The sequence below is a fragment of the Vibrio sp. L5-1 genome (assembly GCF_021728315.1).
GTDB classification, from domain to species: Bacteria; Pseudomonadota; Gammaproteobacteria; order Enterobacterales; family Vibrionaceae; genus Vibrio; species Vibrio splendidus_K.
This window is the reverse complement of sequence record NZ_JAKKCQ010000001.1, coordinates 909,608-933,739: the sequence shown is the minus strand read 5'-3', so window position 1 is coordinate 933,739 and position 24,132 is coordinate 909,608. Positions and strand designations below refer to the sequence as shown.

General features: G+C 45.7%; 16 protein-coding genes. 7 read left to right on the top strand and 9 right to left on the bottom strand.

Going from position 1 to position 24,132, the window contains the following annotated elements:
• Positions 1-13: 13 nt before the first annotated feature.
• Positions 14-1,987, bottom strand: coding sequence for a glycogen debranching protein GlgX (glgX, locus tag L3V35_RS03790; protein WP_237298446.1), 1,974 nt, complete (start codon positions 1,985-1,987; stop codon positions 14-16).
• A 434-nt stretch (positions 1,988-2,421) separates the two neighbouring features.
• Here glgX and lamB point away from each other — a divergent pair, with 434 nt between their 5' ends.
• Together lamB and L3V35_RS03780 are read left to right on the top strand one after the other, a co-directional pair.
• On the top strand, positions 2,422-3,630 hold the full coding sequence (gene lamB / locus L3V35_RS03785) for a maltoporin LamB (RefSeq protein WP_065206686.1): 1,209 nt from the start codon (positions 2,422-2,424) through the stop codon (positions 3,628-3,630).
• A gap of 162 nt (positions 3,631-3,792) precedes the next feature.
• Positions 3,793-4,623 (top strand): MalM family protein, encoded by an 831-nt coding sequence (locus L3V35_RS03780; protein WP_237298444.1) that lies wholly within the window; start codon positions 3,793-3,795, stop codon positions 4,621-4,623.
• Between the two features lie 588 nt (positions 4,624-5,211).
• Here L3V35_RS03780 and pulA read toward each other — a convergent pair.
• Both pulA and L3V35_RS03770 read right to left on the bottom strand, forming a co-directional pair.
• Positions 5,212-8,853 carry a pullulanase-type alpha-1,6-glucosidase gene (gene pulA / locus L3V35_RS03775; RefSeq protein WP_237298951.1) on the bottom strand — a complete coding sequence of 1,214 codons (3,642 nt, stop codon included), beginning with the start codon at positions 8,851-8,853 and terminating at the stop codon, positions 5,212-5,214.
• 403 nt (positions 8,854-9,256) lie between these two features.
• Complete coding sequence (locus tag L3V35_RS03770) at positions 9,257-11,029, bottom strand: alpha-amylase family protein (protein WP_237298443.1); 1,773 nt, start codon at positions 11,027-11,029, stop codon at positions 9,257-9,259.
• Positions 11,030-11,208: 179 nt separating this feature from the next.
• Here L3V35_RS03770 and L3V35_RS03765 point away from each other — a divergent pair, with 179 nt between their 5' ends.
• Positions 11,209-11,598, top strand: coding sequence for a DUF1294 domain-containing protein (locus L3V35_RS03765; RefSeq protein ID WP_237298441.1), 390 nt, complete (start codon positions 11,209-11,211; stop codon positions 11,596-11,598).
• Positions 11,599-11,654: 56 nt separating this feature from the next.
• On the opposite strand, the gene L3V35_RS03760 is transcribed toward L3V35_RS03765, so the two are convergent.
• Positions 11,655-12,239, bottom strand: coding sequence for a LysE family translocator (locus L3V35_RS03760; protein WP_010431665.1), 585 nt, complete (start codon positions 12,237-12,239; stop codon positions 11,655-11,657).
• A 141-nt stretch (positions 12,240-12,380) separates the two neighbouring features.
• Between L3V35_RS03760 and L3V35_RS03755 the strand changes: the two genes are divergently transcribed.
• Both L3V35_RS03755 and L3V35_RS03750 read left to right on the top strand, forming a co-directional pair.
• Positions 12,381-12,821, top strand: a complete 441-nt coding sequence (locus L3V35_RS03755; protein WP_102357329.1) for an Lrp/AsnC family transcriptional regulator — start codon at positions 12,381-12,383, stop codon at positions 12,819-12,821.
• A 26-nt stretch (positions 12,822-12,847) separates the two neighbouring features.
• The gene (locus L3V35_RS03750) at positions 12,848-13,777 is read left to right on the top strand and encodes a LysR family transcriptional regulator (RefSeq protein WP_004732134.1); all 930 of its coding nucleotides are present in this window, start codon (positions 12,848-12,850) and stop codon (positions 13,775-13,777) included.
• A gap of 142 nt (positions 13,778-13,919) precedes the next feature.
• Here L3V35_RS03750 and L3V35_RS03745 read toward each other — a convergent pair whose 3' ends face one another.
• The 5 genes from L3V35_RS03745 to dsrO form a co-directional block, all read right to left on the bottom strand.
• Positions 13,920-14,981, bottom strand: coding sequence for a c-type cytochrome (locus L3V35_RS03745; protein WP_237298439.1), 1,062 nt, complete (start codon positions 14,979-14,981; stop codon positions 13,920-13,922).
• 9 nt (positions 14,982-14,990) lie between these two features.
• Positions 14,991-15,632, bottom strand: a complete 642-nt coding sequence (locus tag L3V35_RS03740; RefSeq protein ID WP_237298438.1) for a c-type cytochrome — start codon at positions 15,630-15,632, stop codon at positions 14,991-14,993.
• Between the two features lie 459 nt (positions 15,633-16,091).
• A complete protein-coding gene (locus L3V35_RS03735) occupies positions 16,092-19,184 on the bottom strand; it encodes a tetrathionate reductase subunit A (RefSeq protein ID WP_237298436.1) in 3,093 nt (1,030 codons plus the stop codon).
• A 14-nt stretch (positions 19,185-19,198) separates the two neighbouring features.
• The gene (gene nrfD / locus L3V35_RS03730; RefSeq protein WP_237298434.1) at positions 19,199-20,347 is read right to left on the bottom strand and encodes an NrfD/PsrC family molybdoenzyme membrane anchor subunit; all 1,149 of its coding nucleotides are present in this window, start codon (positions 20,345-20,347) and stop codon (positions 19,199-19,201) included.
• The gene (gene dsrO, locus L3V35_RS03725; RefSeq protein ID WP_237298433.1) at positions 20,344-21,180 is read right to left on the bottom strand and encodes a sulfate reduction electron transfer complex DsrMKJOP subunit DsrO; all 837 of its coding nucleotides are present in this window, start codon (positions 21,178-21,180) and stop codon (positions 20,344-20,346) included. The genes nrfD and dsrO overlap by 4 nt, the downstream gene beginning before the upstream one ends.
• Positions 21,181-21,434: 254 nt before the next feature.
• Between dsrO and L3V35_RS03720 the strand changes: the two genes are divergently transcribed.
• Both L3V35_RS03720 and L3V35_RS03715 read left to right on the top strand, forming a co-directional pair.
• Positions 21,435-23,324, top strand: coding sequence for a sensor histidine kinase (locus L3V35_RS03720; protein ID WP_237298431.1), 1,890 nt, complete (start codon positions 21,435-21,437; stop codon positions 23,322-23,324).
• An 11-nt stretch (positions 23,325-23,335) separates the two neighbouring features.
• Positions 23,336-23,938 carry a response regulator gene (locus L3V35_RS03715; protein ID WP_237298429.1) on the top strand — a complete coding sequence of 201 codons (603 nt, stop codon included), beginning with the start codon at positions 23,336-23,338 and terminating at the stop codon, positions 23,936-23,938.
• Positions 23,939-24,132 lie beyond the last annotated feature (194 nt).

The following is a 24,132-nucleotide window of genomic DNA, read 5'->3' as shown; positions in this document are numbered from 1 at the left end:
GCTTAGCTTTAACTTAAATCAAATCAGTCTTGTCTGGCGAATAGTGCAGAATCGCCATTGAAACGGGAGATAGCAGCATTTCACCTTCAGCATGACCTGGTTTTACATTTCGTAGGTTAGTATCGCAGATAGTCACCCAGTTTTGCTTACGGTCACTAGGTAAAGAAAAACGCGCAGGTGCGTTGGTTTGGTTGATCAGATAAATCAACTCGTCACCATCTTTACCAATACCTAAATGCAACGCAACCGAGCTTAAACGGTTCCAGTCATCATGCTCCATAAGCGTGCCATCGACACGGCTCCAGAAGATGCGGTTAGAGTTACGCTTTTCGCCACTGAATGCCTTAATAAAAGGCACCATGTATTGCTGACGTGCGGAGATCATCTCAGACAGCCAAGTCTTGAAGTAAGTCTTACGCTCTGAATCTTCCCAGTTTAGCCAGCTGGTTACGCCGTCTTGGCAGTAAGCGTTGTTGTTACCCTTTTGAGTATGAGATAACACATCAGCTGTCAGAATATGCGGAATACCAAAGGCGAACAGCAGGCTTGCCATGAAGTTACGCTTCTGCTTTTCACGTGTTGCGACGACCAAGAGGTTTTCGGTTTCGCCTTCAACGCCATAGTTTTCAGAGCGATTGTCGCCGTGCCCATCGCGATTGTTCTCACCATTTTCTTCATTATGCTTGTGCTTGTAAGAAACAAGATCCTGCATGGTGAAGCCGTCATGGTAAGTGATGTAGTTTACGGTCAATTTGTACGGCCAGTGCGCTGCACTGTAGATATCACGCGATCCCATCAAGCGAGTTGCAAACTCTTTCAGATAGCCTTGATCACCGCGCCAGAAGCTGCGTGTAATGTCTCTGAGCTTGTCGTTACACTCATTCCAACCTAAAGGAAAATTACCAACTTGGTAGCCATTCGGGCCGATGTCCCAAGGTTCCGCAATTAACTTGGTTTCTTTAAGTACAGGATCTTGAGCAACGGCTTTGAAGAAAGCGGCCTCAGGGTTGTAATTATCGCCTTCACGGCCTAGCGTTGCTGCTAAATCAAAGCGGAAGCCATCAACTTTAAACTCATTAACCCAATAGCGAAGCGTATCCATCACTAAGTTGAGTGCTGGCTGGTGGGTTAGGTCGACCGTATTACCGCAACCAGTAAAGTTCGCATAATGACAACCATGTTTAATGTAGTAGCGACTATCCAGTGCTTTTAGGTTGAAGGTAGTTCCACCTTCACCGCCTTCTGCTGTGTGGTTGTACACGACGTCTAGAATGACCTCGATGCCATTACGGTGCAGTTCGCGAATCGCAGTTTTGAGCTCATTCACGGCGTCCTTTTCGGCGTAGCGTGGGTCAGGCACCATGAATAAGTATGGGTTGTAACCCCAATAGTTCACTTTCCCCATATCTAGTAGGTGAGGCTCATGCATGCACGCAGCAATAGGTAAAAGTTGTAGAGAGTTGATATTTTGCTGTTTGTAGAACGCGAGCATTTCAGGGCTAACTAACCCTAAGTAACGGCCTTTAGTATGGGTCGCGACTTCAGGGTGAAGCATAGATAGGCCTTTTACATGGGTTTCGAAAAGAACGGTCTCTTCTCGGCTAATACGTGGCTTGTCTACATCTTGCCAGTCGAAAGTGTCATCAATAACAACACATTTCGCCATCGAAAAGCTTTTTTCATTGGTATACGGCGTGACGTAATCGAGCGGTTCGCTGATTGCTTTAGCGTAAGGGTCTGAAAGTAGGATTGGACCATTTTCAGTTTCAGCAATGAAGCCGTATTTTTGTCCTGCTTTTATACCGTCGATAAACACATATCTGATATCAGCGTATTCATTTTCCAACTTATAAGTGGTGAACTCATCGTTCTCGTCAAAGAGTGCGAGGGAAAGTGATTTACAGTCAGGAGAATAAATTGAGAAGTTGCAGCCAGTGTTACCTAGCGTTGCGCCTAGTGGATAAGGGCGAGCGAGCGTTCTAGTCATTGCTTGATTTCTTGTTCGTTTATCGACATCAGTGAACTATAAGTAAAAAGCTTTGTCACAGTAAGGTCAAGCAACTTCACAGAATAATTACGGTAAAAAAAATAATTCATCGATGAAGTTCAAATTATATATTTGAACTAGATCTCACTTATGCTGAATAATTAGATCTGTGTGCTGTCTACTCCTCCTAGATTAAGTGATCCACCTCTTTAAAACACCGTTCTGTTTATTTTCTACTCCCCTCTAGTCCCCCTTAATTAACTTAGGGGTGGAGGAAGTCAAACTTGTCATCCCCTCTTAATATTGACTCCGTTGAAACGAATCAGGGGCAACCCTAAACCTCTCTATCTTACGACTACCATTACTGCCTTTGGTTGCCGCAAGAGAGCAAAAATATAAAAACCTAAAATAAATCGTCCTTAATGGAGTTAAGAATGAAAAAAGTAAGTTTGATTGCTGCTGCAGTGGCAACTACATTAGCTGCTGGCTCTGCGTTCGCTGTAGATTTTAATGGCTACATGCGTGCTGGTACTGGTATTAGCGGAAATGATGGTGGTGACGTTTCATTCATGAAGAATGGTATTGGCCGTCTAGGTAATGAAAACGACAACTATTCTGAGTTTGGCTTGGCTGAAGAACTGAAAACTGGCGAGCAAACTTGGCGTTTAGAGTCAATGATTGCTTCTGGTGCTGATGGCGCAAATGGTTGGGAAGACGGTGACTTTAACGTTGCTCAGTTTGCTGTTAAAGCAACAGGCGTTCTATCTTTCGATGAGGAAGCGACACTTTGGGCTGGTAAAACATACTACCAACGTAAAGATATTCACATCACTGACTTCTACTTCCTAAATACATCAGGTACTGGTGGTGGTATTGAAAATATTTCAGTTGGTAACCAAAAACTTTCTTTAGCGATTATTCAAGATGGTGAAGATGAGAACGGTGCTGGTTACATGGCTGATGCTCGTCTAGCGAATATCGGTCTATGGGAAGATGCTAGTTTAGAGCTTGGAGTTGTATACAACTTCGGTACTGAAAATAAGAATGGCAAATACGATGGCGATGACGGTCTACTTGCTACAGGTATCATCCACCAAAATATGAGTAATGGTTTTAACCAAACTGTTGTTCAACTAGGTACTGCTGGTTACGGCGTTCAAATGGCTAACTTGTGGGGTTCTGGTGCGTACTATGATCGCTCTGGTGCTCAAGATGATGGCTTTGGTTACCGTGTTCTTAACTGGGGTGTAATGAACCTAGGCGAATCTTGGGAAATGGGTCACCAACTTGCATTCCTTGCTGGTTCTGACCTAGGTGCTGATAAGCATGATTCAAGCCAATACTCTATCGTAGCTCGTCCAATGTATAAGTGGAACGACACAATGCGTACTATCTTCGAAGCGGGCTATAACGCTGGTGAAGTAGACAACGTTGACTTTGGTGGCGCTAAATTTACTGTTGCTCAAGCATGGGCAATGGGTGATAGCTTCTGGGCTCGTCCTGAAATCCGCGTATACGGTAGCTACCTGATGGATCTAGAAAACGATTCATTCGGTGAAGTTAAAGATGAAAACGGCGTTGTTACAGGTCAAGGCGCAGACAACGATTTCGTTGTTGGTATCCAAGTTGAAGCTTGGTGGTAAGCCACTAGCTAAAAATTCCAAACTGTCCTAATTCATAGCCGGCTTGCGTCGGCTATTTTTTTAAGGAATGTACGATTAGTAAAAAGGTTTCCTAGGTTAATTATTTTCGTTATGGTAATTAACTAAGTAAATTTCTTAAAAAAATAAAAATAAGGAAGAACTATGTATTTTCGCGCTCTAATGTTGAGTGGTTGTGTTGCGTTAGCTGGTTGCCAATCTGCGCAAGTAGTCGAGCAAGTTCAAGTGGCACAAGCAGAACAAGTGAATTCTATTGCTGGTCTTCAATTTGCCCCAATGAAGCTGCCAAGCTCGGCAATTTTTGATGTGACGCCAAATAGCCAAGTATTAAACTATCAAGGCATAAACAGCCCTGTAGTGGCGATTGAACTACCTGCAGACCGCGGCGAGTATTCGATTAATATCACGAGTATTATCGGTGACACAGCGTTTGTGCCAAATGCGGTCATCTATGACGAAAACGGTCGAGAGCTAGAGCGTTATGGTAAAGAGAGCTTCGAATACGCAAAACCAAGACTACACTTAGGAAACCGCCTCGTTGCTGAGAACGATTTTTACCCACCGACAACAGCAAAATCAGTTTATTTAGTTATCTATACAGATCAAGCTGATCTTGGTGGTTTTACTGATGTGATCCATCCAGCTCGCTTGGACGCGGAAGGCCGTGGTAATTATTTACCTGAAGTGAAAGATATCCCGATTCCAAATGCTAACGTTGGTAAGATAGAAGTTACAATCGATAAAGCGAGCTTCTTCTCAATTGGTTCATCAAACAGCGAATCTAACGCTAAACCAGCCGCTGCGACTAAGATAGATACAATTCAACCAGAGACGCAAACTTACTACCATAATGCAATTCAAACGGCAGTAAGTGAAGACAATATTCCTAAAGCACTTAGCTTATTAGATGAAGCAAAAGCATTAGGTATTGAAGGTGCTCAAGAAGTTTTTGTAAAAGCCGTCAATAAAAAGTAATCAAACGGTTTGTAAAAACTGAATGATATTAAAAGAAGGGCTCCCAGTTGGGGGCCTTTTTTATTGCTTGTTATAAATGGAAGTGAAATGTTTATATTCACTGAAAATTTGGATTTTAAATAACTATTGACTTGAAAATAATAATCAATGGCTAATATAAATGGACGTTCTAGGCTATTTATGGTCTTGATTTACTCACTGCTGATTAAAACACTCTCGTCTATTTTAATCCTCTCAAACAACTGAATACGAAATCTATTGAGGAATCGCAATTTCATTTACCAACCTAAGCTCGCTTCCTAAATTTCACATGCATTTAAATTAGACGCTCACACGAAGTCGTTATGCTTTCTACTAAGAACTAAGAACTAAGAACTAAGAACTAAGAACTAAGAACTAAGAACTAAGAACTAAGACAGTTTGCACATCGTTTTAGTAAAGAGCATCAATCGATGGGAGGCAAAGAGAATGGTGTGGTGCATTTGGATTGGTATTTATTGAGGATAAAAAAAGGGAGACTAATGTCTCCCAAAAGGCTAGCTTGCGCTGGTTTTATTATCTGTTTATTAGAATTCTAAGCTTTAAGGCTTAATTATTGGTTACTGAAACGACCGCTTTTTCTACATTGTCATCTAATTCATGAATTGCATTCAGAGTGAATGTGTAACTGCCAGCTTCTGTTACGCTCAATTGGCAGTTACCACCAGTACCAAGATTGATAGAGCCGTCTGCAAGTTCAGCGGACTTACAACCGATATCAATGGTTTCCCAAGTAGAACTCCCAAATTTGAATTCATAACTATTAGGATCTAAAGTTGCTGTTAGAGAATAAACTCCGTTACTAACAAAGCTCATTGCCCAATCATCAGTTGCGCCCCATTCATTCATGTTACCTCTAACGTAAACCGTTGTTTGCCCGTATGGTGGAATGCTAGATACATCTTTATCTGAGTTATCGACTGGCAGACCGACACCTTGTGCATCGCCTTGAGCTTGTACAAATACAGCGGTGGTTAATGCAGGTACTGTGAAGGTTTCATCGGCAAAGGTTGCGCCTTTCACTATATCATCCGTAGAGTTTTGCTGAACGCTGTGCAGCGCAAAGCCTGTCGCCCCAGTGATTTCGAATGATTGAGACTTAGCCGTAGAGTTAACGACAGCAACAATCGCATCGTTCGCTGGATCGAGGTCTGTACCAGCGGATACACCATCATCAATAGACATCACGATCAGTCCTTCGACTTGATCTTCACCTACATTACGGAAGTCGACACGCTTCATGACTTCGTCTGCTGTGTCTAAGCGGAACAGTTCGCTTGAGCTACGGATTTTCAATAGCTCTAGGAATTGCTGCTTAGTCAGCTCAATGTCGTCTGCGTCTGGTTTAGCCGTGCTGTCAGCAATGATAGTTTTGATCAAATCCCAGTTAGCACCATCTTTGTCTTCACGTGGTAGGCCAACATTCCAGTTGTTGCCCGTACCATCGAACATTACGCGGTTGTACCAGTCACCTGAATCGTAAGAATCACGCTGCATAGATTTAGAACGCAGCAGTTCAGAACCCATATGGATGAACGGTATGCCTTGGCCTAACATCACGGTAGAAAGCGATACAGACTGCATTCGAGCACGCTCTGCTGAGCTAGTACCTGCCGCGATCTTGTAAGCGTTGTTATCCCAAAGCGTTTGGTTATCGTGTTTGGAGACGTAAGAGATGTTCTCTGAAGGCATCTTCGTGTAACCAGCGGGTGCACCGTTGTAATCGACGTTTTTACCTAGTTTGGTATCACCTTTGTAATCAATCAGCACGTATTCTGCGAGGTTACCTGCCATCCCCAAACGAACAAGGTCTTGGTTGTGTAAACGACCGTTGATAGAGTCTTGGTCGGACTTTGTTTCTTCGTTGGCAATCGCTGCGTTACCAAAGCCTTGGTTGAAGCGAAGTGGGTGGTTGCCTTCTGAGTCGACACCGCCATCGAATGGGCTACCGCCACGTACAGCATCACGTAGACGGTCCGAGAAGGTACCGATCTCAGTGCCTGCCATGTTGATTTGGTTCGCTTGATCGAAGCGTGCGTTATCCGCTACTTCGCCGAAATCCCAACCTTCACCGTAGAAAAGTGTGTTCTCGTCGATTTTACGCACTTCAGCAAGAGCTTCTACCATCACGTCTTTTGGCTGGTGGCCCATTAAGTCAAAACGGAAACCATCCACTTTATAGTCGTCAGCCCACACCTTAAGTGAATCGACCATTAACTTACCCATCATTAGGTTTTCAGTCGCAGTGTTGTCACAACAAGTCGAGTTTTCGACGCCACCAGTGTTTACGTTAAGACGGTGATAGTACCCAGGGACAATCTTATCTAGAACCGACTTATCGTTCACGCCAGACGCGTTGGTATGGTTGTATACCACGTCCATGATCAGCTTAAGATCCATGTTGTGCGTCGCTTTAACCATCTGACGGAACTCTAGAATACGCTTAGAGCCATTAGGATCGGTCGCGTAACTTCCCTCTGGAACCGTGTAATGAAATGGGTCGTAGCCCCAGTTGAAGCTATCAAGCATGCGCAGGTCGTTCATTAGGGCTTGGGCGTCACCCGTTGCAGAGTCATAACCATCTAATACAGCTTCGATGGTTTTGCTTTCATCTTCGTTACCACATAAGGCGGCAGTCGGTTTTACATCACATAGCTTACCAACGGTGTCAGTAATATCGACACGGCTCGCTTCATCTTCATCAACGGTAGCGATATCAAATGCCGGTAAGATATGCAGCGTCGTTAAACCTGCATCTTTCAAAGCTTGTAGGTGCTTGACCGACTCACGGTCTGCTTCTGTGAGAGCGAGGTACTTGCCGTTTAGGCTTTTTGTGCCGAGCTTATCGCTGAAGCTAAAGTCACGCAGGTGTGATTCGTAGAGTACGTGGTCTTCGTCTTTTTCTACCGTTGGGCGCTCGTATCCAACCCAACCTTCAGGCATTAATGCAGCATCATTAAGGTCGATAACTTGAGAGTATGCAGAGTTTTTCGACAAACTGAGTGAGTAAGGGTCGGTTACTAGGCGAGTTTCAATGTTACCAGTGGTTGGATGGTAAACCTTCACTTGGTAGCGATAGTAACTGTTGACAGCGTTAGGTACCGCGTCAGTCGCCCAAATACCCGTCTCAGTGCTTTCTGTCATTGGAAAAACTTGTGAGCTTTTCAGGTCTTCGCTGTAAAGAACGAGCTCTACATCTTGCGCTGTTGGTGCCCAAAGCTTGAAGGTAGCCGCACTGCCTTCAACAATCGCGCCTAATTCTTTACCCATTGCATTACCAGCATCTTCGCTAGCAAATACCGCATCAAGCACACCTGGCTTTTGAACCTCAGTTGAAGAGATAACATCGCCATTGGCATTATAGGCAACAAAAATTATCTGAGATTTTAAGATGGTGCGTAATGTGTTGTCGTCAACGTCGATAGCAAGGGCAGGTAAGCTTGCAAGGTGGCGGAAACGCTCTTTCAATTCAGAAGACAATTCTCCATCTTTGCTTAGTTCAATTTCAGTGCCGCCGACAATTTCTTTGTCGTCGTTCATCGTGATGCTGTTGTCTAATGCATAGAACAGTTTTACAGAATCGGCATTACTAGCTGCTTCCCAAGCGATGGTGGTTGCATCTAACCAATGCGCTTTTTGGCCATCGATATTGACGGGACGCTCTGAAATTGGGTCGTAATACAACTCGCTGCTGCCATGGAACCCGAATACGCCCTGTGAATCGCCAAGCTTGGTTAGCTCGATTTTAGAATTGGCACTACCAAACGCTTTTTCGTCGCCATTGTGTAAGATGAAATTCATGCATTTATGTGGGTCAGAAGCATCTGGATCGACTTTCAACACATAGTAAGCGCCGTAGGTATCACTGATACCATCAAATTCGTAAGGTGCTTCCCAGTTAGTACCCGTTTCGCTTAAACCCATCGCGATTAAGTCAGTGCTAGTACAGCCTTCGCCATTCCATAGGTGAAGCCCCCAGCCGTCGTAAGTAGAACCCGAAGTGCTTGCAGCTGCAACATCACGTTTGTAGTAAACAACGACTTCGTTTTCGCCTGCTTTGTATAAGCCACTGTTGCCAGCATCCGTGTCGCTGTCGTTATCGCTACCACAGCCTGCGATAAGGGTGGCGGTGAAGAGAGGTAGAATCGCTTTGGCTAGCGTTGACCGTCTGAAGCTTCTCTTTTTTGTAATGTCGAAGGTGCGTTGTAGAGTGATGTTCTTATTAATATTTATGTTGTTCACGTTTGATATCCATATTTCACTTTTTATGAAGATGAATATCCTAGTCCGAATGATGGCCAACTATTTGTGATGGCAATGTATAAAGTTATTTTTAATACGTAAAAATAGGAAACCTAGTGTCAGTATCACGCTTTGTATTTGGTTTAAGTGAAATTAATTGGATCAACAGCTCATATGTTCGCTATTAATAACCTAAGGCGTAGAAGCTAGGAGTAGATAATAAGGATGAGAGCTCATCCTTATTAATGTGAGGAAGGTATCGAATTGAGAGGTTGTTAATTTAACTTGGGAATTAAGTTAATTATCAATTAGTAAGTTAATAGTTGTTCGGTAACTAATATTGAACGATAGGTTATTCATCTAACGATAATACCCAAACCAAAGATGCGAGCGGTTTTAATTCGATATTAAAATTTCCGATGCTATTTTCAACGTTGAATACTTGTTGGTGAACGCCCTCAATATGTTCATCTAGCAAGTAATTGCCATCCGTTATTTTAAGCTTTTGGATGACATCATTTGGGACCTTCAAGTGAATACTCTCAGTGGCGTGTTGGCTGAAATTTGCGGCAACAATAGTGAGTTCTTGGTCATCATAGCGCAGGAATGTGTAGACTGAATCACTCAAGTTGTTGCTCCGATGTAAGTCTCGATATTCTCCAGTCATTGAAGAGTGCTCAAGCGAAAAGTTCATTACCTTCTGATAGAAGTGACGTAGTTGCTTTTCGTTATGGTCTAATAAACCGCCATCGAAGGCACCGTGGTTCATCCATTTTTGATGTTGTGGAACTCCGATGTAATCGAATATAGAAGTGCGTGAGGGTTGTCCAAAGCCTGCATCTTCCGCTCCCGGTTCGCCAACTTCTTGTCCAAAATAGATCATGGTCGGTGAACTGCTTAATAATGCGCTGACGAGCATTGCAGGCTTCGCGATATTAGGGTTGCCAACAAACTCGGGAGAAGCAATTCGTTGCTCATCGTGATTGTCCAAGAAGTGCATCATGTGATGTTCAATATCCATCATCTGATGTTGGATATCGGGGATGATTGCCGTTGAAGCCTTGCCTTGCATGATGTCTTTTAGACCGTCATAAAGGTCAACTTTATCGTACAGGTAGTCCATTTTTCCTAGGTGAATATAGTCGCGGTACAAGTCCGGCTGATAAACCTCTGCCATTAAAAAGGCATCTTGGTTTTCCATCTTTATCGATGAGTTGAGGTAACTCCAGAACTCGACGGGTACCATCTCTGCCATGTCGTAGCGAAATCCATCAACGCCTTTTTCTAACCAAAACAAGGCTATGTCTCGGAATTTAACCCAAGAGCTAGGTACATCAACAGATTCCCAGAAGCGGAAATGATCCATGTAATTTCTTTGAGTATAGTCACTTGGCAGTTCAGGGAAATCTTTTGAGCCGTCAGGGCGCACGCCGTAATTGATTTTCACCGTTTCATACCAATCATCGAAATTGGGCTTGGCTAAGCGAGAGCCGTTACCCGTCCATTTGGCGGGCGTTTCGATAAACGGAGAGCGTAGGTTAGGGTGCTGTTCACCACCAAGCGGGGTAAAGGCAGGAGCTATATCTGGCAGTTCAAAGGAGCTGTTGGGAATGTAATAGAAGTTGTTATCTCGGTGATATTCGAGTGTTGTGTCATCTTGAGCGCCAAAGTCACTGACTCCCTCTGGGTTATTTAAGCCTTGATAATGACGCGCAACGTGATTCGGTACGATATCGATGATCACTTTTAAGCCGTTGTCGTGGCTTCTTTTGATCAATGCCTCAAATTCTTCTACACGGCGCTCAGGGTTCTCAGCGAGGTCCGGATTCACTGAGTAATAGTCTTTGACTGCATAAGGTGAGCCTGCGCGTCCCTTTACTACGCTCGGGTGATCGTCTGAAATACCAAAGTGTTTGTAATCATTGATGACGGCGTGATGTGGCACTCCGGTATACCAAATATGCGTAATGCCGAGTTTGCGGATTTCTGATAGCGCTTTGTCGGTAAAGTCATTGAACTTGCCGACGCCATTTTGCTCGATTGTGCCCCATGGAACATGCTGGGTGTTTTTATTGCCAAATAAACGCGTAAAAACTTGGTAGATGGCGTACTTTTGGTTGTACATATTTATAATTCCTTTAACTTCCATCATGTTATGTAGGGATGAAAGGGCTTTCTCTGAATTGGGAGGCTGACCTAATTGCTGTTTTATTTATACCAATCGTGGTAAATAACGGCTCATCCTTATCAAAATCTACAGGGCGTAATTGCTACAGTATGTGAGCTGTTACCCAAAAGGAGTTGATGTTGTCTTCATCTATTCAAATCGCCATCACCTATCTGGTTCTGGTGGCGGTGTCTGTGTTGTTTGCAGAAAGCTCTAAAGCGCTGTTGGCGTGGTATTTAGTTATCGGTGTGGTGACGTTTTTTGTATACGCAAAAGACAAAAGAGCAGCAATCACTGGTCATTGGCGTGTGCCTGAGAAAACTCTCCATATTTTGTCTGTTGCTGGTGGTTGGTTAGGGGCTTTGATTGCTCAAGATAAGCTGCGCCATAAAACGCAGAAGCAGCCGTTCAGAGCAATTTATTGGGTGACAGTGGCAATGAATGTTGCGGCGTTTGTGTGGACGTTAACCCCGAGCGGGCAGGCGATATTTGGTCGTTGGTTAAGTGAGATTATTGGATATCTTTAACGATAATAATGGCTAGCACGTGTGTACTAACCATCACATGATAGGAAACTGTTCGATTAGAGCATTGGAATCGTTGATGCTAACAGCAAGCCCGCCATACCGTAGTTAAAGCTTTTGATGCGTACTGGTGTTGTTAGCCAGTGTTGTAGCTGTTTGCCTGCTGCCGTCCAGAATGTCACAGATGGTAAGTTGGCTAGCGTGAATATTGCCGCGATGATCGCAAGCTCCCACCATGAACTGCCACTGCTGTACACTGAAATCGCAGTCAGTGCCATTGACCAACCTTTCGGGTTTACCCACTGAAAACTTGCCGCGCCAATGAAGGTCATGGGCTTATAAGCCTCTGTACTTTTTGCTTTGCCGCTCAATGCTATCTTAATTGCTAGGTACACAAGATAAGTCAGGCTTAGATATTTCAAGATCTGGTGAGAGACAGGATAAGCGTTGAAAATGCCCATCAAACCGAAGCCAACCAACAACAACATCGCGGCAAACCCTAGAGCTATCCCAAGCATGTGCGGAATAGTTCGGGCAAAGCCAACATTGGCACCTGATGTCATGAGCATGATGTTATTTGGACCCGGCGTGAAGGTCGAGACAAACGCAAACAAGGCAAGTGCGCTAAGTTGTTCTAAAGGCATAATGGTTCTCCTACAATAAAATGAACGAAGTGACTGACCGGTCATGACTTTCACGTGTTGAGAAGCATAGTAGGTGGAAAGTGAGGCAATTATGTGCTTTTATTTCACTTATTATCACTAAATGCACAATAATAAGTACCTATGGATAGATTTGACGAAAGGATATTGCAAGAGCTTAAGTTGGACGGCAGAATCTCCAACATTGAGCTTTCAGAACGAATTGGTTTGTCTGCTTCAGCGACTCTAAGGCGAGTTCAAGATCTCGAGCGTAAAGGTGTCATTCAAGGTTACCGTGCGGTTCTGGACAATGGGCTGATGGGTGTCGGTTTTATTGCCTATGTTTCAATTGGCTTATCGAGCCACAGCAAATCGGCTCAGCTGGAGTTTGAACAACATGTCAGTATGGAAAAAGAGGTGGTGGAGTGTCACAACATTACCGGTGCCAACGAGTACTTGTTAAGGGTAGAAACCAAAGATCTACCGGGCTACAAGAAGTTTCATGCCGATGTACTTGGGGAGTGCGCTCAGGTTCAATCAATAACGACCATGGTTGTTATGGATACACCCAAAGATGAACGCTAGTCGAGTTTTATTTCAGGAGAGGCGCAGTGCCAAATACTAACCAGTTGTTATTGTTCTTAGATGTGGTTCAACAAGGATCGTTTACCAAAGCGGCAACCTTGCATGATATGGACAACTCATCACTCTCTAAACAGATAAAAAAACTCGAGCAAGACTTAGGTGTTCAGCTGCTTAACCGTTCGACACGCTCGTTTTCGTTGACGTCGGCGGGAGAAGATATTCTCGCACAAACCTATGTGCTGAAAGACACCATCAATCAGATCCAAGGCATTGCAGATTCATACCAGTCTGAGCCAAAAGGCGTGCTTCGAATTACTTCGCCAATCTATTTTGGTCAGCAATATCTGCAACCTATCATCACTCAGTTCATGAGAAAGTACCCGGATGTTCAGATCGTACTTTCACTAGACGATAAGATCGCCAACATCATTGCAGGGCAGTTTGATATCGCGTTTCGCTTCAGTAAGCTTGTTGAATCGAATTTGATCGCGAAGAAGATTGCCGACAGTAACTTCATGTTGGTCGCGTCAAACGATTTTGTGAAGCAGCACGGTGAACCGAAAACGCCACAAGATTTGCTCGCTCTACCTGCTGTGATTTATACCAATGGCGATATGACGGTCGATCATTTACGTATCAGTGAAGAGCCGCATGGCAACACTTTCCAGAGCCTGACGATTCGTGGCAACTACAAGGTCAGTGATGTTCGTACTATGGTGTCTTGTGTGAAAGATGGTCTAGGTTATGGCTTCCTTGATCAATCAAACCTGTATGCCTCAATGAAAGAGCTTGGCTTGGTTACTTTGCTTCCGGATTATCCGATCTCTACGATTGATACCGCAATCTACGCTGTGTATCCGCACCGTAAACAGACCAAACTGGTCAAAGAGTTCATTACCACGGTTCAAGACTATATCGGCTCTCCAACCATTTGGGAGAAGATGCAGCAAGGTTAGCTGGATCTCTAATCGTTCAAACATAAAAAAGGAGCCAGAACGTCGAACGATCTGGCTCCTTTTTATTCCTCTGGCTATAGCTGATTTACAATGTAAAGCTTAGCTATAGCTGACGTGAACGGCTCTTGTGCACTAATGCCTATCAATGCTCATGAATCACTTCTTTACCACTTGGGTAGGCTTTGGAACCCAGCACATCACCGTCGACTTCTTTGCCATAGTAACCTTGGTGGCTGTGGTAACGCTTAGCATTGCCGGCAACATCGCCTTTGTATCGAGGGTCTTGTGGGCGTTCATGACTGTTTACAAACGCGGCCACATCCCACGCATCCTGAATTGACAGCTGTTGGCTTTTTCCAAGCGGCATGTTTTCGTAGATGAAGTACGCGGCGGTGTTTACGCGGTGCATACCTGCGCCCCAGTTGAATGAGTTTTTGCCCCAAAGTGGTGGTAGGTATGAGCGGCCGTCGTCCCCTTTGATACCTTCACCATTCTGTCCATGACACGTTTGGCAGCTGGTTTGATAAACCTTTTCGCCACGCGCTATCGACGGTTCTTGTTCAGGGTTAGCAATCTTAGGGTAGCCGCGACCTGCAAGCTTGCTGCGGTCATCGATTGGGTATTTGCTTAACAGCTCTTCAGGAAGAGGGAAGCTCTCCGCTTTTCCTCCGACTTGTAAATCTGCATCGCTAATCTCAGGAACGGGTGTGTCTTGCATGCCGTTCTTATCCAAGATACCGCCCATTGCCAACCAGTATGAGTAAGCGGTTAGCGCGACCATCTCTTTTGAGCCCACTGCTGGTGGCAGGCCATTCATTGAATAAGTGAAACAGCCTTGGATACGTTCTGCGTAGCTGTTTACCTTGTCGTTTTTCTTACGGTAAGCAGGGTAGGCCATATAAGCACCCCATAGAGGCGCCGCATTCGCTTTCATGCCCGCTTGCATGTGGCAGTTGACACAGTTTTGTTCATTTCCGACGAACGTACCGCGCATCTGTTGTGAATCGACAAACAGTGAATAACCCAGTTTAACTTTGTCGCCAAACTCTCCTGCAGGAATATCGACCAAGTCTCGTGGCACCAGATACTTGTTATCTTGTGGTTTCTCAACAGCTGGCAGTTCGGTTTGGCGATCGGGCAACTCACCTTCGGCGTAAGCGATTCCAGAAGCAAGGGTTGCGGTAATTAAGAGTAATGTTTTCATGCGAGCCCTTTAGTATCGGAAAGATGCGAAGTAGTAAGACAGGTTTTTGATCTCATCGTCGGTCAACTTACCGGCGATATTGCCCATCATGTTCAAATCATCCCCCTTACGAGTGCCGTTTTTCCATGCGTTGAGCTGAGTTTGAATGTAGTCGGCGTGCTGGCTCGCTAGGCGCGGGAATTTGTCTACGCCCATACCGCTTGGCCCATGACAGGTTGCACAAGCGGGGATGTTGCGGTCCCAATCGCCTTGGAATACCAGTTTACGATAAGGGTTATCAATATCAGCTTGTGAGCCGCGCTGTTCTAAATCGCTGAATTCATAAGAAGGAAGCGAAGCGAAGTACTCGGCAACTTCACGACGAATCGCAGGATCAGACACACCATCCGCCATCCCTTTCATGATCGCGCTTTGACGCTCGCCACTTGAGAATAAGATCAGTTGATGTTCTAGGTAGTCAGCATTGAGCTCTGCAAGCATAGGGGCGATGTTGGGCATGCCTTTCCCGTCTGCTTGATGGCAACCGCTACAGGTTTCTGCGGCTTCTGGCATTGGATTAGGCGCTGCTTGTGCAAAACCGGATAAAGAAAGGCTTCCCAGAGCAGCGATGCAAAGCGTTAGAGTTTGAGTTTTTATGTTCAGCTTAATCATGAGGCGTCGCTATTGGTTGTAATGCACGCATTTTCGACATAATTGGATGTTCGCGCTATTGTGGATTTCCACATCAATTCACTTGGAACTTGAGGTAAGTCTCACATTAATAACCTCAATCACCATAATGGTATTGGTGTGAATTTCGATAGGCGAATCCAACTGCGGTTAACGAAGTGCAAGGGAACTGCCATGTTCGCCTCGGTGTAACTGCTTGTTAAGGCTCGTTTATGGCACCGATTGTATAAGCATAGCTGCTTTATAGAGGCTGGCTAAAAAAGTTACGGTGAAAAGAAGAGAAGAGAATAGAAGTGAAGAGAGTTTGCGGGTTGGATTGAATGTTGCGGATTGAATGCTGCCGATGTATTGACTGTTAAAAAGCAGAACAACTTCGAATGGCGAAGTTGCTCTGTTTTGTCCCTATTCAGAAATGAATAGGGATAGGTATTGGATCACTGACTAGACTTTGTAGATCTTAGCCGGAAGCGCTTGTCTTGCTGCTGCGCCCACAACCCAATCCAACATCACGCCTTTGCCTTCTCTCGTCGGGTCAATCAAGCCTATATCATTGATGTTAACGCCATCGTTTGACTTCATCTTTACTGGTTGTCGTGTGTCACCAATCCAGTGTGCACGTTCACCGAGCTCTTTGTGTCCAAAGCCGTGTTCAAAGCCTAATGTGCCCGGCTTGATGCCATCAATCACCATCGCCAACGCGTGTGTGGTTGAACTCGGTGTTTCAATGGCAAATACGTCACCGGTTTTGATGCCCGCTGAAGAGGCGTCTTGCGGGTGAATGTAAACCGGGTTCACGCCTTTAATCGATTCCAAGCGTGGTGACAGGTTAGACACCGCACTGTGAATATTGGATTTAAAGTTGGTCAGAGTAAATGGCCACTCTTTTGCTGGGAACTGCTCAGCTAATGGCGTACCGTCTGCCAGTTTTTGTGGATACCATGTCGGGCACCCCATGTACTGCTCGCCACTGATGGTGTTGCGAGAGGTACCAAGCTTTTCATTCCAAATAGCCAGTGGCTTGGTCCATTTGTACTTCATGGTTTCATTGGTGTAGGCATTGGTTGCGTCTTCGAAACGACCGCCACGCGCAAAGATATACGCCACTTTTAGCATCTCTTCTGGCTTAAGCGTTTTGTTCATCACAGGTACTAGGCGTTCTAGACCAGACCAAACGATATCTTCAGCGTCTACATTCGGTACGCCACCTTTTGCAAATGCTAAGTTAGCCGCTGAGCGCAAGTAGAAATCTTCAGCGCTATGAATACCGTGCCAATTACCTTGGCTGTCTTTGATTACGTTGTCGCCAAAGCCACCCAAGTCGAGAGTTTTCGCCAGATCAATAAAGAAGTTTTCTAGGTTGATGGCGCGTCCGTCTTGAGTGCGTGAGGTTTTAGGCTCAACTATCGGCCAACGAGCGGTTATCGCTTTGGTCGCGACGCCGTGCCACGGTGTCGCCATGCCCCAGCTCTCGTAGGTAACCGTGTCGGGTACTAGGTAATCTGATAATGCTGTTGTCTCATTGATGAAGGCATCGATAGAGACGATCAAACCCAGTTGCTTTGGATCTTTAAGCTTCTCGCCCAGTAGGTTGTCTAAACCCGGAACACCATAAAGTGGATTCGCCATGTGGTTGATCCACGCTTTTGCGCGGTAAGGGTAGCCATCAATCGCAGCTGATAAATGCTCGGTTAAAAGCGGCGCAGAGATTGGGTACCACGGAGCACGTGTTGGGTAAGGTGATTCACCGGCCGCAACGCGACGTTTGTATTCGCTGGTCTTGTGATACGGGAACTTGCTACGAGACAAGAACACGCCTTGTGGCTTAGTCTTACCTTTGAATTTGGTAAAGTCGTAACGTGGGCCTGCAACAGAGGTTGGGTAGCCACCCGCCTTGGCCATCGCTCCGCCTTTTGCATTGATGTTACCGATCAGCGCATTCAGCATTAGAATAGAGAACGAGTTGTAGAAGCCATTGGTGTGCATGTTGCCACCGTGAGTATCGACGACTGCTTTTGTACCGTAACTGGTGAAGCGTTTCGCTAGCGCAATAATCTGATCTTGTGGGATTTCACACTGCTCGCTGTAGTAAGCAAGGTCATATTTGAAGGCTTCTTCTTTCAATCTTTGTAGAGAAGACTTCACACGAACGGTTTGACCATCAATTTCTACGTCTTGATCGACAAACAGAGCCGCTTCATCTACCTGAATATTTGATGTTAATAGTGACGTTGTCACATTAAGTGCAATGAATCCATCATCGTCAGACATCGGTTCGCCCGTTTCTAGCAAACCAATATCCGATGTGCGAAGCATGCGCCCGTTTTGTGGGTGTGTTTCGTCGCTGATCACGAGGTGAGAGGCATTACACCAATGGGTGGTGCCCGCTTTTTGCATCGCTTGTGCGCTTGGGCGAGACAAGAAGTCGTGATTGTATCGCTGGTTCTCGATGATCCATTGGATCATGCCCAATACCAATGCTGAATCGGTGCCCGGTTTGATCGGCAGCCAGTTGTTACGATCGCCTGCTGCAAGGCTTGATGATCCTGCAGGAAGGCTTGGTGTTACTATGGTGTAGCTCAGTTTTCCGTTAGTACGCGCCTCAGCCAGTTGTCGTGCTTGACGCTTAAACGGGTTACCCGCTTGAGCCGGAGACATACCGATGAAAAGAATGAACTCAGCGTTGTTGAAGTCGGGCTTTAAGTGCGAGAACTTGTCTAAGTCATTCATGATCGCGCCAGAACCTGCACGGAATGCGTAGCCACAGTAAGAGCCGTGGTGACCGAAGTTTCGTGTGCCGTAGCTGTTAAATGCAAAGCGCTTCAAGATATCGTCACGGCCTTCATTACCGGCATTGGTCACAAGCAGTTGGTTGGCTTTTGGTCCGTATTCAGGGTTGTTCGGATCAAGTGGTGTTTCGATGTCACGAATCGAACGTAGACCTTCGACTTCGCCTTCACCAAACAAGTCACCACCTTCGGTGATCTCAGCGATAAGTTGCTCGTAGCTGATTGTTTCCCACTTGCCTTCACCACGTTTGCCAACACGTTTTAGCGGTTGAGTGATTCGGTATGGACTGTTTTGAATCTCTAACATGCCGTTACCACGGGCGCAGGCTGTCGAGCGGTTATTGATACCTGATTCACCAGACAAGCCAATGTAGGCGTTTTTTACGGGCGTTTTGAACGGGATCTGCTGGTCACTTGATAGCGGATGATACGGGTTACCCGAGATACGCAAGATCTCGTCATTGCGATTATCGATACGTACACGCAAGCCACACAGTGTCCAGCAGCCGAAACACATTGACGGCGCAACGCGTTGGTTTGGATTCGGCGAAATCTTACCTTGCTCATCGACACTGTATTCCGTCTCTAGCGAATTACCGTGGTGGATGTGGTTGGTTTTCTTACCAGCGGTACCATCGATAGCACCGTGAACCATGTGTTTTGTGGTTGTCGCATAACCTGCAGCAAAAGCTCCAACACCACCGGCGGCAAAGCCTGTTTTCAAAAATTGACGACGTTTGTTATCCATGACGATTCCTCAGACTACGAGCTATGTGAGCGGTTAAGTGGTGACGGTGTGTTTTGGTTTGGCTTAGATTCTGTATTTTGTGCAGAGCCAGTTGTTCTTTTAGATCCAGTAGACACGATTTCAGAGGCGAACAACGCAAGTGCTAACCAAAGGCCACACATACCAACAATGCCAAGTAAACCAGCGCTACCCATTGGCAGTTCATAGGGGAATGGACCTACATCAAAACGTGGAATGGTTTGAACCTCCATCATGGTCACCCAACGCACCGCCCATGCTGAAACGATGGTTGCTAGCGCTATGCAGACAATTCCTAGCTTGCTTTGAGATAGACGTTGCAGCGGAAGAACCAAGATCATGCAAAGTAAAATACTAGTAGTCATGATGCCTAAATTAATGCCCCAAGCGTCGTTCTCATACAGATTGAAGTGACCATGGTTAGATGCCCAAATCGAGGTAAGAATAATGGCAAGGCCGCCCGTTAACGTAATCGTTCTTTGCACTATAGCGAGATCTGTCGGTTTTAAACTTGGCTTGCTTGAAGGCAGTAGAGCCCAAATCAACAACGTTAAGCCCGTTGCAGCAAAGAAGGCTGTTGTAAACCAAAGCAGCGGAGAAGCCGGTTGATGCCAAAGCGGGCGGCTCGCCAAAATCGCAATCTCGGCACCGGTGTAAAGCGCAATGCTTAAGCCCGATACTGCCGTCGCAGCAGCGAGTGCTATCATCAGTTTTGTTGAAATCTGCCATTGACCTAGGGTTAGCCAAGACAAACGCTTTAGAAGCGGGTTTTCACTCTCTTTCAGTTGTGCGATGTCGTCACGCAGGTAAACCCATGCGGTTGTGACAGCCAGACCAGAGAACAGAGGAAGAAACAGAGAGCCTAATGACATCCATGACCAAGGCGTGATGTGGGCGTAGAAGTGCCACGCACGTCCTGGTTGGTGTAAGTCACCTGTTAGTGCTAGTGGTCCAACAATTGCGCCGATAGCCATCACAAGCACAAGCGCTGAACGGAATTGGTGGCTAGTTGAGTTCTTGAATATCAGTGCAATCAAAAACAGAATAGCGGCCGCGTAAGCCGAACCAATGTAGAAGAAATATTGAACCGCCCACGGTAGCCAAGCGATCTCTTGAGCGGGAACTAACACTTCAGTGATATTCATGCTGTGTCTCCTTGTTTTCCTAGTGCTGCGATTGCCAATTCTTGTTTGCTAGAGGATGAGTTATCAATGGCGGCTGGATCATAAATCGCAGGTTGGCCTTCAATGTGGCTAACGAATCGCTCGTTCATGCCGATATAGAAAACATGGGGGTTGGTATTCTGCTCTGGTTTAAGCACCTTGATGTCGTCTTGGTTTTCATTGAGCAAGCGGTTTATCTCGCTGTTTGGATCTTTCAGGTCACCAATGACACGCGCACCTCCAACACAGGTTTCGACACAAGCGGGCAGTAAGCCGTCTTCAAGGCGGTGTGCACAAAAGGTGCATTTGTCAGCGGTAAGCGTGTCGTTGTTAATGAAGCGTGCATCGTAAGGGCAAGCTTGAACACAATAAGCGCACGCAACGCAGCGTTCGTTGTCGACCATCACGATGCCATCTTCACGTTGGAAGGTCGCTTGAACAGGGCAAACCTTTATGCAGGGTGCGTTGTCACAGTGATTACAAAGGCGAGGCAACATGAAAGATTTCACGTCTTGTTGAGCTGTCGAACCATCATCAAGGGAGACTTCATACTGTTTTACAGTGGTTCTGAACTGGCCAATCGGCGCTTGGTTTTCAACGCTACAGCCAACAGTACATGCCTGACAGCCAACGCATTTACGTAAATCAATCGCCATCGCGTAGCGTTTACCTATTTCGCCTTTGCGGTCAGGTTGGTTGTTATTGCGAATGGCTGTGCTCGCGACTGCGGTGTTGATTCCGGCAATGGGAATGAGCGCAGCACCGGCGGAAACTTTACCGAATTGGCTGAGAAACCGTCTTTTCAATGAGTCCATAGTGGTACCTATAAATGGGTATTCGATCTGTTAGGCTCATTGTCAGTTTTTGACCGTTCACGGGGTATTGTGGATTTCCACATACCCAGATCAAAGTTGATCTAGAACAAATGTGGTTTTCGCTATCTAGCTGTTATGCTTTGTTTTAAAGACTTGTTTAAGGCGATCTAAAGCATGAGTTAGGCGTTAAACATGTCGTCAGCGTAAAGACGAAGTGAAATGAATAAACAGTCCGTTTGGAGAAAGAGATTTTAGTGACAGTCAGAAACCTAATGACAATCGTTGGCCTTTGTTGGTTGAGCCTAACCGCAGGAGTGTGTTTTGCGGCTCAATCAGAACAAGTGATAGCAGCCCCAAGCTCAAGCCCAAACCAAAACACAGATGAACCCGAGCAGATTATCGAGGTTGGCGTGTTGGCGACCCGAGGCAAACTTGCGGCGCAGCAGCGTTGGCAGCCTACGATGGATTGGCTGTCTGAGCATATTCCGAGCAAGCACTTTGTCCTCAAGCCTTTCAATTTGGAAGAGATGGCTGAAGCGGTGAAAGGGGTCACTGTCGATTTTGTTATTACTAATCCAGGTCAGGCGGTTCGATTAGGACGCCAGTATGCGCTTTCTTGGATGGCGACCATGACCAGTCATAACGTTGAAGCTCAAGGCGCCAGTAATACTCGCAGCATTGGTTCTGCTTTAGTGGTAAGAAGAATGTCGCCCTATATCTCTTTCGAACAACTCAGTGGTAAGCCGATTGCAGCGGTCTCGGAAAATGCATTTGGTGGTTACTTAACAATGCGTTATCAAGTGATGCAAGAAGGGCTTAATCCCAACCACTTTTTTTCCAATACGCAGTTCTTAGGTTTCCCTATCGATGCCAGCTTGTACCAACTGCGAGAAGGACACATTGAAGCGGCTGTGGTGCCAGCTTGTTTGGTCGAGAGCATGATCAGTGAAGGTTTGCTGGTGGCGGGTCAGTATCGCGTTATCGGTAATCAAGCGCCTGAAGGTTTTCGATGCCAAGTGTCTACGCCGCTGTATTCCAACTGGTCGTTTGCCAAAACAGAGCGAGCCTCTTCGGCATTAGCTAAGCAAATGAGTCAAGTGTTGTTTTCAATGCCAAAAAGCAGTGTGCCAGCCATTGCTGCGAATGCATCGGGTTGGACGTCACCGACAAGCTTGCTCTCAATCGACAAGCTTTATCAGCAACTCGACATGCACCCACTGCAACAACCTTGGTGGAAGGAAGCGTTAATCTGGCTCAAGTACAATCAACAGTGGGCATGGGCGTTCTTTATTCTTGTCGTGTCGCTGAATGCTTACCACTTCTGGCTAGAATACAAATTCAGTCGCAGCAAGAAACAACTAGAAGCGACGCTGTACAAGCTGAAAAGTAAGAGTGAACAGCTAGAGCACTCACAACGTATCGCGGTAGTCGGTGAACTGGGAAGCAGCTTGGCACACGAGATCAATCAACCTTTGGCGGCCATTCGCAACTACAGTGAAGGTGGTTTATTACGGATTTCGAAGAACAAACCATTGACCGATATTGAACCTGTGTTTGAGAAGATTCAGTCTCAAGTGGATCGTGCAGACGCGATCATCCAACGCTTAAGAAACATGATAAAGAAACGCTCATCGGAAAAATCTCAGACGGACATCGAGCAGTTACTCACAGACACCATTGAGTTGCTGCAGTTTCGATTACAGAAACACAGGATAACCATTGAGCGCCACGCTGTAGGTAAGCCTATCCAACTGCATGTCGACCCGGTGGGATTGCAGCAAGTGATTGTAAACCTGATCAACAATGCGACTGACGCGTGTAACGCACAGCAGCACCGCGAACAAAGCGCTGCGTCTGATATTGATAACAAAAACAGCGAACCACCAACAATTAAAGTGATTACCGAGTATCAACCGGATAAAATGATGCTGTCGGTTATCGATAACGGCACGGGTTTAGATTTCACCGAACAACAAGTCACTCAAGCCTTTGTGAGTAGCAAAGAAAATGGCTTGGGTTTAGGGCTTGCGATTTGCCAAGACGTGATTGAAGACCACAGCGGCCAAATGGCCATCAAATCATTGACTCCTCATGGCTGTCACGTCGCAGTGACGTTACCTTTTTCTCTTTCAAATGATTCATAAGGAATCTTGTTATGTCTGAACTTCATCAAACGTTACCGGTCTATGTGGTTGATGACGATGAGTCGATTAGAGACTCATTGGTGTTCTTATTGGAAGAGCATGATTTCAAGGTGACAGCCTATGAAGATGGCCCGAGCTTTTTGGATGCAGTGGATTTGAATGCGACGGGATGCGTGGTGTTAGACAGTCGAATGCCCGAAATGAGAGGACAGCAAGTTCATGAGTTGATGATGAAAGCGCAGAGCCCATTGTCGGTGATTTACCTGACGGGCCATGGTGATGTACCAATGGCGGTCGAAGCCTTACAAGCCGGTGCGGTGAACTTTTTCCAAAAACCGGTGAAAGGCAGCGAGCTGGCTGAGGCAATCAAGCAAGGGCTAGAGGCCTCTGAAAAGCACTTACATATGAATGTGTATCGCCAAGCGTACGCATCGTTGACTGAACGTGAAATAGACATACTAAAGCAGATTATTGATGGTAAGCGCAATCAGAAAATTGCTGATGAATTATTTATCGCGATGAGAACGGTGGAAGTGCATCGAGCGAGTTTAATGAAGAAATTTTCTGCTAAAACGGTTGCTGAACTGGCTTACATATACGGCCAACTGAACTAACTACAGCGACACGAAATTGTTTATAGGTATTCATCAATTTCGTTGTCTTTGTTTAAGACTATTTTGTTGAAAGATGGTCTTCATTATCGAACTCTATTGAAGCAAGATCACACCATTTATGGAGTGCATAACGATAGGTCTTAGTAGACTTTTTATCGCTATGTATTCCTGAGATACTGAACTAAGTTCATTTT